This window comes from Kaistella sp. CFF1-2, from assembly GCF_059509915.1.
Map to the genome: position 1 here is coordinate 383,694 of NZ_JCAKLF010000003.1, position 15,743 is coordinate 399,436.

At 37.1% G+C, this 15,743-nt stretch carries 16 protein-coding genes; 4 read left to right on the forward strand and 12 right to left on the reverse strand.

All coding sequences use genetic code 11. From position 1 onward, the window contains the following. Positions 1-18: 18 nt before the first annotated feature. Positions 19-507, reverse strand: coding sequence for a SixA phosphatase family protein (locus tag AC5XHR_RS11005; protein WP_495950844.1), 489 nt, complete (start codon positions 505-507; stop codon positions 19-21). Positions 508-793: 286 nt separating this feature from the next. On the opposite strand from AC5XHR_RS11005, the gene ruvX reads away from it, so the two are divergent. From ruvX to mazG, 4 genes are all read left to right on the forward strand, one after another. After that, complete coding sequence (ruvX, locus tag AC5XHR_RS11010) at positions 794-1,210, forward strand: Holliday junction resolvase RuvX (protein ID WP_495950845.1); 417 nt, start codon at positions 794-796, stop codon at positions 1,208-1,210. Further along, entirely contained in the window at positions 1,207-1,779 is a 573-nt protein-coding gene (gene def, locus AC5XHR_RS11015; RefSeq protein ID WP_495950846.1) for a peptide deformylase, read from the forward strand. The genes ruvX and def overlap by 4 nt, the downstream gene beginning before the upstream one ends. Before the next feature lie 58 nt (positions 1,780-1,837). Beyond that, entirely contained in the window at positions 1,838-2,395 is a 558-nt protein-coding gene (locus AC5XHR_RS11020) for a DUF5606 family protein (RefSeq protein ID WP_495950847.1), read from the forward strand. A gap of 78 nt (positions 2,396-2,473) precedes the next feature. Further along, positions 2,474-3,250: a nucleoside triphosphate pyrophosphohydrolase gene (gene mazG / locus AC5XHR_RS11025; RefSeq protein WP_495950848.1), complete on the forward strand. Its 777-nt coding sequence runs from the start codon at positions 2,474-2,476 to the stop codon at positions 3,248-3,250. Between the two features lie 142 nt (positions 3,251-3,392). Here the strand turns inward: mazG and AC5XHR_RS11030 are convergent, their stop codons facing one another. The 11 genes from AC5XHR_RS11030 to AC5XHR_RS11080 form a co-directional block, all read right to left on the reverse strand. Beyond that, positions 3,393-5,252: a CocE/NonD family hydrolase gene (locus AC5XHR_RS11030; RefSeq protein WP_495950875.1), complete on the reverse strand. Its 1,860-nt coding sequence runs from the start codon at positions 5,250-5,252 to the stop codon at positions 3,393-3,395. Positions 5,253-5,375: 123 nt separating this feature from the next. After that, positions 5,376-6,758, reverse strand: coding sequence for an NADH-quinone oxidoreductase subunit N (locus AC5XHR_RS11035; protein ID WP_495950849.1), 1,383 nt, complete (start codon positions 6,756-6,758; stop codon positions 5,376-5,378). Positions 6,759-6,774: 16 nt separating this feature from the next. After that, complete coding sequence (locus tag AC5XHR_RS11040; RefSeq protein ID WP_495950850.1) at positions 6,775-8,271, reverse strand: complex I subunit 4 family protein; 1,497 nt, start codon at positions 8,269-8,271, stop codon at positions 6,775-6,777. Continuing rightward, entirely contained in the window at positions 8,271-10,184 is a 1,914-nt protein-coding gene (nuoL, locus tag AC5XHR_RS11045) for an NADH-quinone oxidoreductase subunit L (protein ID WP_495950851.1), read from the reverse strand. Before nuoL ends, AC5XHR_RS11040 begins: the two co-directional genes overlap by 1 nt. A 6-nt stretch (positions 10,185-10,190) precedes the next feature. Continuing rightward, entirely contained in the window at positions 10,191-10,520 is a 330-nt protein-coding gene (gene nuoK, locus AC5XHR_RS11050; RefSeq protein ID WP_495950852.1) for an NADH-quinone oxidoreductase subunit NuoK, read from the reverse strand. Positions 10,521-10,523: 3 nt separating this feature from the next. Then, a complete protein-coding gene (locus tag AC5XHR_RS11055; protein WP_495950853.1) occupies positions 10,524-11,021 on the reverse strand; it encodes an NADH-quinone oxidoreductase subunit J family protein in 498 nt (165 codons plus the stop codon). Beyond that, positions 11,021-11,563, reverse strand: a complete 543-nt coding sequence (locus AC5XHR_RS11060) for a NuoI/complex I 23 kDa subunit family protein (protein ID WP_495950854.1) — start codon at positions 11,561-11,563, stop codon at positions 11,021-11,023. Before AC5XHR_RS11060 ends, AC5XHR_RS11055 begins: the two co-directional genes overlap by 1 nt. A 62-nt stretch (positions 11,564-11,625) precedes the next feature. Beyond that, positions 11,626-12,693 (reverse strand): NADH-quinone oxidoreductase subunit NuoH, encoded by a 1,068-nt coding sequence (gene nuoH, locus AC5XHR_RS11065; protein ID WP_495950855.1) that lies wholly within the window; start codon positions 12,691-12,693, stop codon positions 11,626-11,628. Between the two features lie 61 nt (positions 12,694-12,754). Then, on the reverse strand, positions 12,755-13,780 hold the full coding sequence (locus AC5XHR_RS11070; protein WP_495950856.1) for an NADH-quinone oxidoreductase subunit G: 1,026 nt from the start codon (positions 13,778-13,780) through the stop codon (positions 12,755-12,757). Positions 13,781-13,857: 77 nt separating this feature from the next. After that, a complete protein-coding gene (gene nuoF, locus AC5XHR_RS11075; RefSeq protein WP_495950857.1) occupies positions 13,858-15,216 on the reverse strand; it encodes an NADH-quinone oxidoreductase subunit NuoF in 1,359 nt (452 codons plus the stop codon). Between the two features lie 12 nt (positions 15,217-15,228). After that, the gene (locus tag AC5XHR_RS11080) at positions 15,229-15,738 is read right to left on the reverse strand and encodes an NADH-quinone oxidoreductase subunit NuoE family protein (RefSeq protein WP_495950858.1); all 510 of its coding nucleotides are present in this window, start codon (positions 15,736-15,738) and stop codon (positions 15,229-15,231) included. Between the last annotated feature and the right edge of the window lie 5 nt (positions 15,739-15,743).

Here is a 15,743-nt window from a genome sequence, read left to right on the forward strand (position 1 = left end):
TCGCTTTTTTTACTTTTTTTAGTTGGCAAAAACCTCTTTTGGTTTGTAAAAGGCTAGTAATTTTTTATCTGCTCCTTCAAACTGAGACCATTCGTCACAATCGATTTCGAAGATCGCGACTGCGCAAGTACTGAATTCGAGCATGTTTTCGGTTAAAGACGAAGCGTAATCTGAAATTCCAGGATTGTGAGAAAACAAAGCAATGGATTGAAATTGATCATCAGCCTCCAAAATGGTATTTAAAAAATCTTCAGGATGAGGTTCGTAAAGATCTTCTACTTTCTTAATTTTTGGTTTTCCATACGTTTCTGCAAAATAACGACATGTCGTTAAGGCACGCTTCGCAGGACTGCTTATAAATTGATCGATAGCCACAGAATTGTCAAGTAGAAATTTCGCCATTTTGGGCGCTGTTTGGTGTCCTCTTTCATTCAGCGGACGATCAAAATCAGGAACATCGTGTGTCCAATCACTTTTAGCGTGGCGTACAAGAATCAGTGTTTTCATAAATTCTTAAAACATAAAAATAACACAAAAGTTCTATTTTTTTTTCAATTCTAAAGAATTAGTTTTACACAAGTGGAAACTAAGATGTCGCTTGTGACGCTTTGAAAAGTATGATTATTAAAAACTTACGTCAAAATTAAAAACCCTACGCTTGTGGATAAAAACTACCAACTAACCATGTAACGATACGTCATTTAATTTTCACATTAATTTCTGAGAAGGCTTCTTTCATAGAAGTCTTTTCTATATTCTGTAGGTTGGTATAATTTTATTAAATTTGCAGCCTATGGCACAAATACTTGCAGTAGATTACGGAAAAGCGCGTTGTGGTATTGCTGCAACGGACGATATGCAAATTATTGCAAGCGGGTTGGAGACCGTGAAAACACCTCTAATCTTTGATTTTTTGAAATCGTATTTTCAATTGAACAAAGTAGAAACCTTGGTTGTTGGTCAACCAACGGATTTACGAGGAAATATGTCGGCAGTAGAAACCGATATTTTGACGTTTATTGCTGAGTTTGAAAAGCAATTTCCAACGATTCCTGTCGTTCGTTTTGATGAACGTTTTACTTCGAAAATGGCTTCTTTTTTTATTAGTCAAAGTGGGAAGAACAAGAAACAAAGAGAACAAAAGGAACTTATTGATAAAGTAAGTGCCACGATTATTTTACAAAATTATTTGGAACAGAAGCAAAGATGATATTACCCATTAGAGCATTTGGAGACCCAGTTCTCCGCAAAGTAGGAAAAGATATCGATCAAGATTATCCAGAGCTGAAAACGCTTATCGATAATATGTTCGAAACCATGAATGGTGCCAACGGAATAGGTTTGGCAGCGCCACAAATTGGTTTGGATATTCGTCTTTTTATTGTGGATATTACGCCATTAGCAGAAGATGAAGATTATGAAGATATTGCGGAGGAATTAAAAACCTTCAAAAAAGTCTTTATTAACGCGCAAATTTTAGAAGAAAGCGGGGAAGAGTGGAAGTTTAACGAAGGTTGCCTTTCAATTCCTGATGTTCGTGAAGATGTGAAGCGTAAAGAGACTATTGTTATTGAATATTACGATGAAAATTTCGTAAAACATACCGATACTTTTTCGGATATTCGTGCCCGCGTAATTCAGCATGAATACGATCATATCGACGGAATTCTTTTTACCGATCATTTAAGTGCTTTGAAAAAGAAGTTGGTGAAAGGGAAATTACAGCGAATTGCCGGTGGTGATGTGGGTGTGAATTATAAAATGAGATTTCCAAAATAGGTTTTGGTGTCTTATTTGATACGAAAATGTACAATTTGAATACTTAAGAATTAAAAATATGCAATTAGAAAAAATCATTTCTATTTCTGGAAAACCAGGATTATTTAAGTTGGTTTCTCAATTAAGAAACGGATTTATTATTGAGGACGTGACTAGCAAGAAGAAAATCAGCATCGGAAACTCGTCTCAAGTTAGTCTTTTAGACAATATTTCAATGTATACGTTTGAAAAGGAAGTTCCTTTGTTTGAAGTTTTTGAAAACATCGCAAAAGCAAATGAATATAAAGAAACGCTTTCTCACAAATCATCTGAAGGTGAGTTGAAGGATTTCATGTCAACAGCACTTCCAAACTACGATACAGAGCGTGTTTATATTTCAGATATCAAGAAATTGGCTCAGTGGTATAACATCTTAAGCAAAGCAGGATATGTAACGCCAGAAAGTTTTGTAAAAGCAGAACCAGAAACATTGGATCCAGAAAATCCAGCGGAAACAAAATCAGAAAAAGAAGCTCCAAAAAAAGCTGCAGCTAAACCAAAAACAGTTGCTCCTAAAGTAAAAGTGAGTTCTACTGCAAAATCAACTGCAAAAAGTACACAAAGAAAGCAAGGATAAGTCTTTGTCACTTTAAAATAATACCTTTGCCTAAGAGTTTAATCTTAGGCATTTTTTTGTCATAATTTTAGAAAGAATATGAATACGAAAGAGCAAAAATTAGAAGCATTTGGGAAGTTGTTGGATATTATGGATGATCTTCGTGAGAAGTGTCCTTGGGACCAAAAACAGACCTTACAATCGCTTAGGCATCTTACTTTGGAAGAAACCTACGAACTTTCGGATGCCTTGCTTAATGAAGATTTAAACGAGATTAAAAAAGAATTAGGCGATGTCCTTTTGCATTTGGTTTTTTATTCTAAAATCGGATCAGAAAAAGGAAGTTTTGATATTGCCGATGTAATTAATTCACTTAATGAAAAGCTTATTTTCCGTCATCCCCATATTTACGGTGATGTTGAGGTGAAAGATGAAGAAGAAGTGAAGAAGAATTGGGAAAAACTAAAGTTAAAAGAAGGAAATAAATCAATTTTAGCTGGTGTTCCCAAAGGTTTACCGAGTATGGTAAAAGCGTATCGAATTCAAGATAAAGTGAAAGGAATTGGTTTTGATTTCGAAAATGAACACGATGCTTGGAAAAAAGTAGAAGAAGAATTTGCCGAATTTCTAGAAGCGGATTCACAAGAAGAGAAGGAAAATGAATTGGGTGATGTTTTCTTTTCGCTAATTAATTATGCACGAATTACCGATTTAAATCCTGATTCTGCTTTGGAAAAAACGAATGCAAAGTTTATTTCACGTTTCCAATTGATGGAAGAACTGGCTAGTCAGCGAAATTTAAAATTAGCTGATTTGTCGCTCCAAGAAATGGATGTTCTTTGGGAGGAAGCTAAGGTTTTGAAGAATTCGAAATAAAAAATACTTAGTTAGGTTTCAGCGGGAGCTTTGCTCCCGCTGAAACATGAGTTAATAGTTCGGGGCGTGCAAAGCACGCCCCGAAGTGGTTTTATATTTTCTTACAAAGTTCCAGCGGCGGCGAAGCCGCCGCTGGAATCTATTATTTGGTTACATCAACTTCAATCGTTGACGTATTGAAAATCTTAATAAATGCTTTGGTGTAATCTTCCTTCTTCGCTTTGTATTGGTTTTCTACAAATTTTTGCGGATTAATCGCGAACAATGGAAACGCTGTACTTTGAATTTGAATCTGCATACGATGTCCTTTTTTGAATGTGTGTAAAACATCTTGTAATTGAACTTTCACTTCTGTTTCTTGGTTTGGAACCAAGGCTTCAGGTTTTTCAAATGAATTACGGAAACGCGCAGGCATAATTTCACTACGAACCATTTGGTGGTAATTTGCTAACAAAATATTAGGTTTGTCCGGATTTGCTTTTTCATCTGCTGGATAAATATCAATAAGTTTTACAAAGAAATCAGCGTCTGTACCTGTTGTTGCAATACGTAGCTTCGCTAGAATTTCACCAGAAATCGTTAAATCCTCCGTTAAAATATCCGTTGTGAATGTGGCAACATCAGGTCTATTTTCTGTAAAACGTTGATCTTCGCTCATGTAATTTCGTGGGGTAAATCCATTCATTTCCTTTCTGTTTTCACTACTAGGAACGGGTTTATTTGGATCTGAGAAATATTCAGTAGATGCAATTTGTCTTGTGTTTATCGGACTCAATCCCCCATCTGCTCTTAAGTAATAATTCACTTTTATCGCTTGCTTTGGAGGCCAGTTTTCAAAAGATTTCCATTCTTTTTTGCCCGTATCATACATTGCAGCTTCAGGAATGTTTATTGCGGTTTTTGAATCTTTCAAATAGTGGGTGAAGAAAGGTGTTTCTAAGTTTTTTTGATAATAGGTTGCAATGGAATCACCAAAGTAAATATCGTTATGGTAATGCTTTCCCGTTTCTCTTCCCCAACCGCCGTGTGAGAAAGGTCCCATTACAATTGAGTTTTTACTTTTCGGACTTGTTTTCTCAATGGTTTTGTAAATTTTTAATGGTCCCGCTAAATCTTCTGCATCAAACCAACCGCCAACAGTCATTACGGCATGTTTTACATTTTTTAGATGAGGTAAAAGGTTTCTTTTTTGCCAAAACTCATCGTAGTTTGGGTGATTAACTACTTCTTGTATGAAAAAATTATCTGCATAATATTTGTTTACGCCATCTTCCAAAGTTCCCATATTAGTGTAGAATAGGGAACCATCCGCAGATGCATTTTCGTTCAATTTTTTCATACTATCGTTGTACCAAGCTTTGTCCTCAGCTTTTGTTTTCTGAACGCCAAATACGGGAAATGTTTTAAAATAACCCATTAAGAAGGCTCCATTATGGTGAAAATCATCAAACCAAAAATCAGAAATTGGTGCTTGCGGTGATGACGCTTTTAGTGCAGGATGATCGGCAAGAATTCCAGCTGCGGTGTAAAAACCAGGATACGAAGTTCCGTATTGACCAACGTTTCCATTGTTATTTGCAATGTTTTTTAGCAACCATTCAATCGTGTCGTAGGTATCTGTACTTTCATCCACATCTTTTTTGGACTTTCGTTCTACTTGAGGCGTCATATTCGTAAAAACACCTTCACTCATATAGCGACCACGCACATCTTGATACACAAAAATGTATTTATCATTCATTAAATACTTGTTTGGACCAAGTCCACTACGGTATTTGTCCTCTCCATAAGGTGCAACTGAATAACACGTTCTTTGCATTAGAAAAGGATATTTACTGTTTTTTGAAATGTCTTTTGGAATGTATATAGACGTAAATAATTTCACGCCGTCCCTCATGGGAATGTACACCTCTTTTTTAGTGTAGTTTTCCTTAACGAAGTTTTCTTGAGCGAATAAAAAGCCAGAAAATACGATGAATACAAGTAAAGTGAATTTTCTAATTGAACGAAAGTTTTAATAAATGTACTTATTTTGTTTGAATTCGATATCACTATTTCAAATGATGACAAAAAAAAAGAACTCTTTTCAAAAAAGAGTTCTTTTTTTTTTTATTTAAAATGGAATTTATTTTAATCCAAATTGCATCATAAATACATCAGGGTAAACACCTAATACGATAATCGCAATGATGATAAATACTGCGACAATATTATACGTAATGGTTACTTTTTCCGCTGTTTTGAAACTACTTTCTTTAAAGAAGAACATCGCAATGATAATTCTTAAATAATACGCAATCGAAATCGCTGAACCTAAAACTCCAACTAAAACCATAAATGGTGCAGTTTTAATCGCTTGAGCGAAGATTCCGAATTTTCCGATGAAACCAGCTGTCAGTGGTAAACCTGCCATTGACAATAAAGAAACAGCCGTTACAATCGCTAGTAGAGGTTCCGTTTTCGCTAAACCTTTAAATGCGTTGTATGAAGTTTCTCTTTTGATTTTTTCTACCCAAATTAAGCACATAAATACGCCAATTGTTGACAATGAATACGCAAATAAGTAAAATGCTAATGTATACACAGAAAGGCTAGTCATTCCAAAGAAAATCATCGCAATATAACCTGCGTGTGAAATGGAAGAGTACGCCAACATTCTTTTTGCATTTGATTGAGCAAGCCCCATAACGTTTGCTAAGAATAATGTAATGATGATTAACACACCGATTACATTAATCCAACTTGGTAAGATTCCACCAAAACAAATGGTCATCATTTTGAAGAAAGCGAAAAATGCTGAGATTTTCACAACCGTTGCCATGAAGGTCGTAATGATTGATGGCGCCCCTTGATAAACATCAGGACTCCACATGTGGAAAGGTGCTAACGATACTTTGAACGCTAATCCTGCCAACATTAACATCGCTCCCATAATGAACATCACATCTTTTGTGTGTTGTGCTCCGTAAAGGTTGATTTCGTAAATATCAAATGTTCCTGTAGAACCATAAACCAACGCAATACCGAATAATAAAAATCCTGTTGCAAAAGCTCCCATCAAGAAATATTTCAACGAAGCTTCGATAGAGCGAAGATCTGTTTTATTACTTCCCGCCATTACGTATAATGGGATGGATAAGATTTCGATTCCTAGGAACAATACCGTTAAATTCTGGTATGAGAATAATAGAATTCCACCGCAAAGTGCGAAAAGCATTAACGCATACAATTCGGACTGGTGGCTTCTGTGATTGCTAAAAGCAAATCCTCCTAAGAAGAATATCAAAATGGTAACAATGATTGATATTTTAGTAAAAAGGGCTGCATTGGCTCCGAATTCGAACATGTGTTTGTACTGATCGAAAAACGAGCAATCGGGTTGAAAACTTACGCTAAAAGCGATTAGTAAACCCAGAATCCCGACATAACGAGCAAATTTGCCTTTGTCGAAAACTCCTGTAAATAGGGTTACTATTGCGGTAAGAAAAACAATAATTAATACATTCATTTCTTTAATATCAAAATTAATTTACCATCGATAGGTAGATGAACTTCAGTGAACTGTTTACTAAATCCAAAATACTTTGAGGGAAAATACCAAAGATTATTACGAATACCGACAAACTCGCAAGTACCGTAAATTCTACATTAGATAAGTCTTTTGCCGTAGCCAAAACTTCTTCTTTTCCTTTTCCGAACATCGCTTTCGCATAAAAACGTAGTAAGTATACGGCCGCAAGAATGATCGTGATTCCCGAAAGAATTCCTAATAAAGTACTGTAATCAAAAACGGATTTAATCAAGATGAATTCCCCTATGAAACCATTCGTTAATGGAACACCTAGGGATCCAAATAAAATAATCATAAATAAAACGGCAAATTTCGGTGCTACACGAGCAAAACCTCCCATTTCTCTAATATCTCTTGTTTTGAATCTCTTTGTCAAAATATCCGCACAATAGAATAAACCAACAACGTTGATCCCGTGTGCAAATGTTTGTACCATCGCTCCATCACCACCTTCAATTGTGAACGTTCCATTGACCGTTAGTAATGCCGAAGCAAAAATACCTGCAGCAATTAATCCAACGTGAGATAGGGAAGAGTACGCGATTAAACGTTTAGCATCGTTCTGTACGATAGCGATTAATGCTCCATAAACAACTCCGAATACACAAAGCATCATCACAATTCCTCCAGAAACGCCTTGGATGGCATCCGGTGTAATTGGTAATAAATAACGTAGTAATCCGTACACAGCCATTTTCAACATGATACCCGAAAGTAGCATGGAACCTTGTGTTGGTGAATATGTATAGGTGTCAGGCTGCCATGTGTGGAAAGGGAAAATCGGTAATTTCACTGCAAAAGCAAAGAAAATAAACCAAAATACCAAGGTCTGCTGATTGAAATTCATCTGTGCGTTATACAAATCCGTTACAGCGAAAGAAGCTGTTCCAGGAAGTGCATAAACGTAGATTAATCCCGCAAGCATAAACAACGATCCTACAAACGTATAAACGAAGAATTTGGTTGTGAATTTGAATTTCTTATCCTCCTGACCCCAAAGTCCAGCGATAAACCAAATCGGAATTAAAGTGATTTCCCAGAACACGTAGAACAATAATCCGTCTAGTGCTGTGAAAACTCCGATTAACCCAAACTGCATTAGCAATACTAATGCGTAAAAGCTATTTGGATACGGCTTTTCTCTGTTGAATGCAGAAAGTATAATAAACGGCACCAAAATAGTGGTTAAAAGAACCATCAACATACTCATTCCATCGATACCGAAGTGAATGGTACTTTTGATAAACGTAGTCCAAGGTTGTTGGATTTCGTATTGTAATGGTGCATCTACCGTTGGCCCGTAATTAAAATGAGCTAATAAATAGAATGAAAAAAACATTTGGATAAACGCAATCGCTAAAGCCAAGTATTTGCTACTTGAATTTCTGAATGCGAAAATCAATCCCGAACCTACAAGAGGTATTAGTAATAATGCTAATAACTGATACATTATTGTAGTATAAAATTAACAATTAATAAAATTCCTATCGCCAAAGCCATTACCAGAACGTAGTTTTCTACATTTCCGTTTTGGATTTTCTTCATAGCTTTACCCGAATCTTCGGCTCCATCACCAATAAAATCAACCGCGGGATCCAAAACGTCTTTATCAAACATTTTTCCTGCACGGCCAAGGCCTTCTACAGTTTTTACAAACAAGACATTGTATATTTTATTGTCGTACAACGTACGAGCAGAAAGCTTTTCCCAACCTTGGTATTGATCTTCAGGTAGGGCAACTTTTTTCTTGGTTACATAGATGTTTCTAACTAAATACCAAACCGCAAAGAACATCGCAATCGTAATAACCAACAAGATCATTTCTGTTGTGAAGTTTACCGAAGCAATATTTGCTTCATGCTGGCTCCAACCTTGTTCTGTAATCAACGGTTGAATCCATTTTGCTAAATTTTGATATTCGCCATGACCGATAAAGTGTGGTAAATTGATGAATCCACCAACAACGGAAAGGATCGCTAATACGATTAATGGTAACGTCATGTTCATTGGACTTTCATGCAAATGCGATTGCTGCTCTTTGGTCCCTCTGAACTCTCCGTGGAATGTTAAATAATACAATCTAAACATATACGTTGCCGTTGTTGCTGCTACGATGAATAGAGTTACCCAGAAAATAGGGCTTTTTGCATACGCAGCAACCAAAATTTCATCTTTCGAAATCATCCCGGAGAAGAACGGCATCCCTGCAATAGCAAAGGTTCCGATAAGGAATGTCCAATGCGTAATCGGAATGTATTTTTTCAATCCTCCCATCGAACGCATATCTTGTTCGCCACTCATTGCGTGAATAACCGAACCTGATCCTAAGAATAGCAACGCTTTGAAGAAAGCATGTGTCATCAAGTGGAACATCGCTGTTGTATATGCTCCCAAACCTAATGCTACAAACATAAACCCTAGTTGGGAAACGGTAGAGTAGGCAAGAACTTTTTTGATATCATTTTGTCTCAATGCGTAGAATGCAGCAATTGCGGCCGTTAATAATCCTACAAGTAAGATTACGGATTGCATTGAAGGTGCTAATGTATATAAGAAATTAGAACGAACAATTAAGTAAATACCAGCCGTAACCATCGTTGCTGCGTGAATTAACGCTGAAACTGGTGTTGGACCAGCCATCGCATCGGGTAACCATGTATATAATGGAACCTGAGCTGATTTTCCGATCGCTCCAATAAATAAACTTCCTGTGATGAAAAGGATGATAAATCCGTCCATTTCAAAATTAGAAGCATTGTTAGCAATACTGATATAATCTACCGCGTTGGTTTCTTTTGCTAAAAGGAAAATGCCGATTAACAAACCTAAATCCCCAATACGGTTCATAATAAATGCTTTACGAGCAGCTTTTCCGTATTCCCAGTTTTGGAACCAAAAACCGATCAATAGATACGAACAAACTCCTACACCTTCCCATCCGATAAATAAAATCAAATAGTTGCTTCCCATAACTAATAAAAGCATGGAAAAGATGAATAAGTTTAAGTACGTGAAGAATTTATAAAAACCTTTGTCATGGCTCATGTATCCAATAGAATACAAGTGAATAAGCGATCCAATTCCGGTGATAATTAAAATCATCATCAACGAAAGTTGATCGATCTGAAATGCAAAATTAACCTGAACACCGTTCACACGGAACCACTCAAATGCTTTTACAATAACAGGTCCACCTTCGGTATCAAAATTGAAAAACAAAGAAAGAGCAATGCAAAATGAACTAAATACGACCAAAGTCGCGACACTCCCTACCACAATTTTCGGAAGATTCTTCCCCAACAAACCGTTGAAAAGAAATCCAAAAAGGGGTAAAAGTATAATTGCGTAAACCAAATTTTCCATACCTGCTTATCCTCTTAATTTGTTAAAAATACTTACATCCACCGAACGGGTATTTCTGTAAATCATGGAGATAATCGCCAGACCTACTGCAACTTCTGCAGCGGCAACAACCATGATAAAGAAAACCAATATTTGTCCGTCTCCATCGCCTTTGTAAGCTGAAAATGCAGCCAGTAAAAGATTTACCGAATTCAGCATCAACTCCACACATCCTAGGATGATGATGGCGTTTTTACGAAGCAACACTCCTAAAACTCCCATACAGAAAAGTACGGTGCTCAAGATAATGAAATGCTCTAGCGGAACGCTTTGTATAAATGTATTTGCAGAATCCATATCTTATAAATCTTTTTTTCCGATTAATACGGCTCCTACGATACCTGCAAGAATCAAGATTGATGCAAACTCGAAAGGAAGTACATATTCGTTAAACAATAATTTTCCAAGGTTTTTGGTAAGACCTACAGAAGAATCTACACCATCACCAGCAACGCTAGTTCCTGTAAGACCTTTGTATGCGCCTAACATCCCAATAAAAAGAATTCCTGCTGCTAAGAAACCACCAATTTTGTTGACGTTCTGTTTGCGGCTTTCATCTTCTTTATTCAGATTAAGCATCATTAGAATATAAAGGAACAATACCATAATAGCTCCCGCATACACGATGATTTGGATGATTCCTAAAAACTGTGCATTAAGTAATACATACATTCCTGCGATTGAAAAAAAGGTTACAATCAAAGAAAGGATAGCATATAACGGGTTTCTTGCTAATACGAAATACCCAGCACTCAATAACGCGATTCCAGCAATCAAATAAAATAGTATCTGATCCATTATTTTAATGAGTTTTTCTGTTGTTCACTTTGTCTATCGGAAACATCAATTCGTTGTTCCAATGTCTCTACCAATTTGTCTTTACCATAGATGAAAGAACCTCTGTTTTGTTCGGTATCTACTAATCTATCCGTAAGATAAATTGCAGATTTCGGACATGCTTCTTCGCACATTCCGCAGAAAATACAACGCAACATATTGATTTCGTATACCGAAGCGTATTTTTCTTCGCGATACAAATGTTTTTCGTCTTTATTTCTTTCGGCAGCGGTCATGGTAATGGCTTCCGCAGGACATGCAACAGCGCACAATCCACAAGCAGTACAACGCTCTCTACCTTCATCATCTCTTTTCAACACGTGCTGTCCTCTCCAAACCTTAGCTCTAGGTCTTTCTTCATTAGGATAATCTACAGTAGCTGGTTTTTTGAACATATGCTTCAGCGTAATCCCCATTCCCTGAATAATAGCAGGGAAGTAGATGCTTTCCGCAAAAGTCATTTTTTTGTTCGAAACAACTTTAGATCTATTGGTTAACTTCATTTTTGATCTTATTTTGATTTGATTATTGGGCTTTTCGCCTTTATTCAAATGAAATTTTACTTTTATTTATTCATAAAGAATAAGATTACCGCAGCAGTGACAATTAAATTCACCAACGCGAACGGAATCATTTTTTTCCAACCGATATGCATCAATTGATCGTAACGGAATCTTGGTAGCGTCCAACGGATCCACATAAACAAGAAGATCCCGAAGAAAACTTTAGCTAAGAATGAGAAGATACTCAATATTCCAGCGATGTTCTCACCCCAATTTTCAGTTACCCAATCAATTCCTGGATAGTTGTATCCACCGAAGAATAGAACGGCGATTAATGCATTCCCGATAAACATATTTACATATTCACCAAACATGTACAATCCTAATTTCATTGACGAATATTCGGTTGAATATCCTGTTACCAATTCGGATTCACATTCTGGTAAATCGAATGGGTGTCTGTTTGCTTCTGCTAAAGAAGCAATTAAGAAAATAACGAAAGCTACAGGTTGGTAGAAGATATTCCAGTTTAAACCCGATACTTCTGGGATAATTCCCCAAATTTTACCGTGAGTTTGTCCTTCAACAATAACTTTTAGATCGAGTGATCCGCTCATCATAATAATCGAAAGCAACGCAAGTCCCATCGCTAATTCATACGAAATCATCTGTGAACTTGCACGAATAGCTCCAATTAGGGAGTATTTGTTGTTTGAAGCCCAACCTCCAATCATCATTCCATAAACGGAAACAGAGGCAAGACCCATGATATAAAGAACACCAATGTCAATATTGGCAACTTGTAAATCGAATGACTGACCACCAATGTTTAATGTTTTGCCCCATGGAATGACAGCTCCCGTAAGTAATGAGATAAACATCACTAAGGCTGGTCCGAGGATAAACAGGAATCTTTCGGCATTGGCAGGTGTGAAATCTTCTTTAAAGAAAAATTTTCCTCCATCTGCTAAAGGTTGCAATAACCCGAATGGTCCAGCTTTGTTTGGCCCAACACGGTCTTGCATGATGGCTGCAACTTTACGTTCTGCCCAAGTAGAGTAGGCTGCAACGGTAAGTGACAATAAGAAAAGTGACAGTACGAGTACTACTTTAAACGTTAATAAATCCATTATAATTGGTTTGAATTTAAATTTGTTTTCTTTCTATGCTGAAACTAAAACAAATTGATTCTTATTGATTATCTATTTTCTTTTCTGCTTCTTGTTCATCTTGAGAACTGATTTCTTTCGCATCCGAATTGTCCAGCAAACGGTGCTCGTACTTTGGTTTCTCATAATGATTCAATGAAATAACCGAATGACGGTCGATGTTTCTTGGTCCTTCAATTGTCCAATCCGCAGGATTTTTTCTTTCGAAACGACATTCGTCGCAAATCCACTCTTCCACTTCACCCCATTGATCTTTACGAGCAGTAACTCTCATAACTTCTCCACCTTTCATCCAAAGAACGGCTTTACCAGAACATTTATCACACTTGCACGTTGCATTAAGCGGATTGGTAAACCAAACACGGCTTGCAAAACGTGATGTTCTATCGGTAAGTGCACCAACTGGACAAACATCGATAACGTTTCCGATGAAATCGTTGTCTAAAGCTTTATTTAAATACGTAGAAATTTCGGCATGATCTCCTCTGAAAAGGATTCCGTGTTCTCTTTCACCTGTTAATTGATTTGCAGCCAATACACATCGTGCACAAAGAATACAACGATTCATGTTCAATTTGATGTGCGGACCTAAATCATCAGCTTCGTAGGTATTTCTTTCGAATTCGGTTCTGGTATTCACAACACCGTGCTCATAACCTAAATCTTGAAGATGACATTCGCCCGCCTGATCACAAATTGGACAATCTAAGGGGTGATTTACCAATAAAAATTCGGTTACGGCTTTTCTAGCTTCCTGCGTTTTTTCGGATGTTAAATTTTTAACTTCCATTCCGTCCATAACGTTGGTACGGCAACTTGCCACCAATTTCGGCATTGGTCTAGGATCGGCTTCTGAACCTTTAGAAACTTCAACAAGACACGTACGGCATCGTCCACCACTAGTTTCCAACTTCGTATAATAGCACATTGCTGGAGGAACAGAAGGACCTCCTATCTGTCTTGCGGCGTTTAATATCGATGTTCCGGGCATCACTTCGGTAGTTTGTCCGTCAATCGTAAATGTAAACTTTTTTACTTCTTCGCTCATAAAATTAGCATTTGGGTATGCGTAAAGCAAAAGCTTTTTAATTAATATTCAAGATTGAATACTCAACCTTATTTTTCCTATGAATTTGCTGTTGGAACCGGAATTGGGTCAGCATAATTTGCTAAACCGTAATTCTGAGTTTTACATAATTCAGGGTTTTTCACATGCCATTCGAACTCATCTCTAAAATGACGAATCGCTGCTGCTACAGGCCATGCTGCGGCGTCTCCTAATGGACAGATCGTGTTTCCTTCGATTTTTCTCTGGATATCCCAAAGCAAATCAATGTCTTCAAGTGTTCCTTGTCCATTTTCTATTTTCTTAAGGATTTTGTACATCCATCCTGTACCTTCACGGCAAGGTGTACATTGTCCACAACTTTCATGATTGTAAAATCTTGCTAAAGTCATCGTGTGTTCAACCACACATTGATCTTCGTCTAAAACTTCAAAACCTCCAGAACCCATCATCGTACCGGTAGCAAAACCACCATCCGCAAGGGATTCGTAATTCATTAAACGAGGTTCACCGTTGATTGTTCTTAGCAATAAATTTGCGGGAAGAATCGGAACTGAACTTCCTCCTGGAATACAAGCTTTTAGCTTTTTACCATTCGGGATACCACCACAATATTCATCTGAATAAATAAATTCTTCAACTGAAATGGTCATATCAATTTCGTAAACTCCAGGTTTGTTGATGTTACCGCAAGCTGAAATTAATTTTGTTCCAGTTGATCTACCGACACCGATTTTAGCATATTCGGCACCTGTAATATCAATAATTGGAACAATCGCAGCAATGGATTCAACGTTATTTACCACGGTTGGTCTTTCCCATAAACCTTTAACAGCTGGGAAAGGTGGTTTTAGTCTTGGGTTTCCTCTTTTTCCTTCGAGAGATTCTAAAAGTGCTGTTTCTTCACCACAGATGTAAGCTCCAGCTCCTCTTTGAACGTAGATTTCTAAATCGTACCCCGTTCCCATGATATTTTTACCAAGGAAGCCAGCTTTTTTAGCTTCTTCAATTGCTTCTTCTAAGATATCTGGAATCCAAGAATATTCTCCACGGATGTAGATGTATGACGCATTGGAACCTAAGCAAAAGGAAGAAATTAACATTCCTTCGATAAGTAAATGCGGCAAGAACTCCATTAAATAACGGTCTTTGAATGTTCCAGGCTCAGATTCATCGGCATTAACTACCAAGTGTCTTGGCACGCCTTCAGGTTTTGCTAGGAAACTCCACTTCATTCCGGTTGGGAAACCGGCTCCACCACGACCTCTTAATCCTGAAGCTTTTACTTCTTCAAGGATTTCATCTGGAGTCATTTTTAAAGCTTTTTCAGCTGCTTCGTATCCGCCATGCTTTCGATAAACATCGAAATATCTAATGCCTTCTACGTGAGCGTTTTTAAGTAAAAGTTTTTTACTCATTGTACTGATTTATTAGTCTAAAGCAATCGTTCCTTGTTTGCAAAGCTCAAGGATTTCGTCTACTTTTTCGATAGTTAAATTTTCATGATAAAACTTGCCTAATTGCAACATCGGTGCATATCCGCAAGCTCCAAGACATTCCGCTGGTTTCAAAGTGAATAAGCCATCAGCAGTGGTTTCACCGTCTTTGATATTCAGTTTGGTACGGATATGATCTAGGATTTTTTCGCTTCCTCTTACCATACAAGGCCCTGTTCTACATACTTCAAGTACGTATTTTCCTACAGGCTTCATGTTGAACATGGTATAGAAAGTTGCTACTTCATATACTTCAATAGGTTTGATATCTAAAACTTGAGCAACATAATCCATCACGGGAACATCTAGCCACCCGCCGAATTCTTTTTGCGCAACATGAAGAACAGGAATCAATGCTGATTTTTGTCTTCCTTCTGGATATCTTGCGATAATTTTCTTTACCTGTTCTAAAGCGTCAGGTGTAAAAGCAATAGTTTCGCTCATTTTTT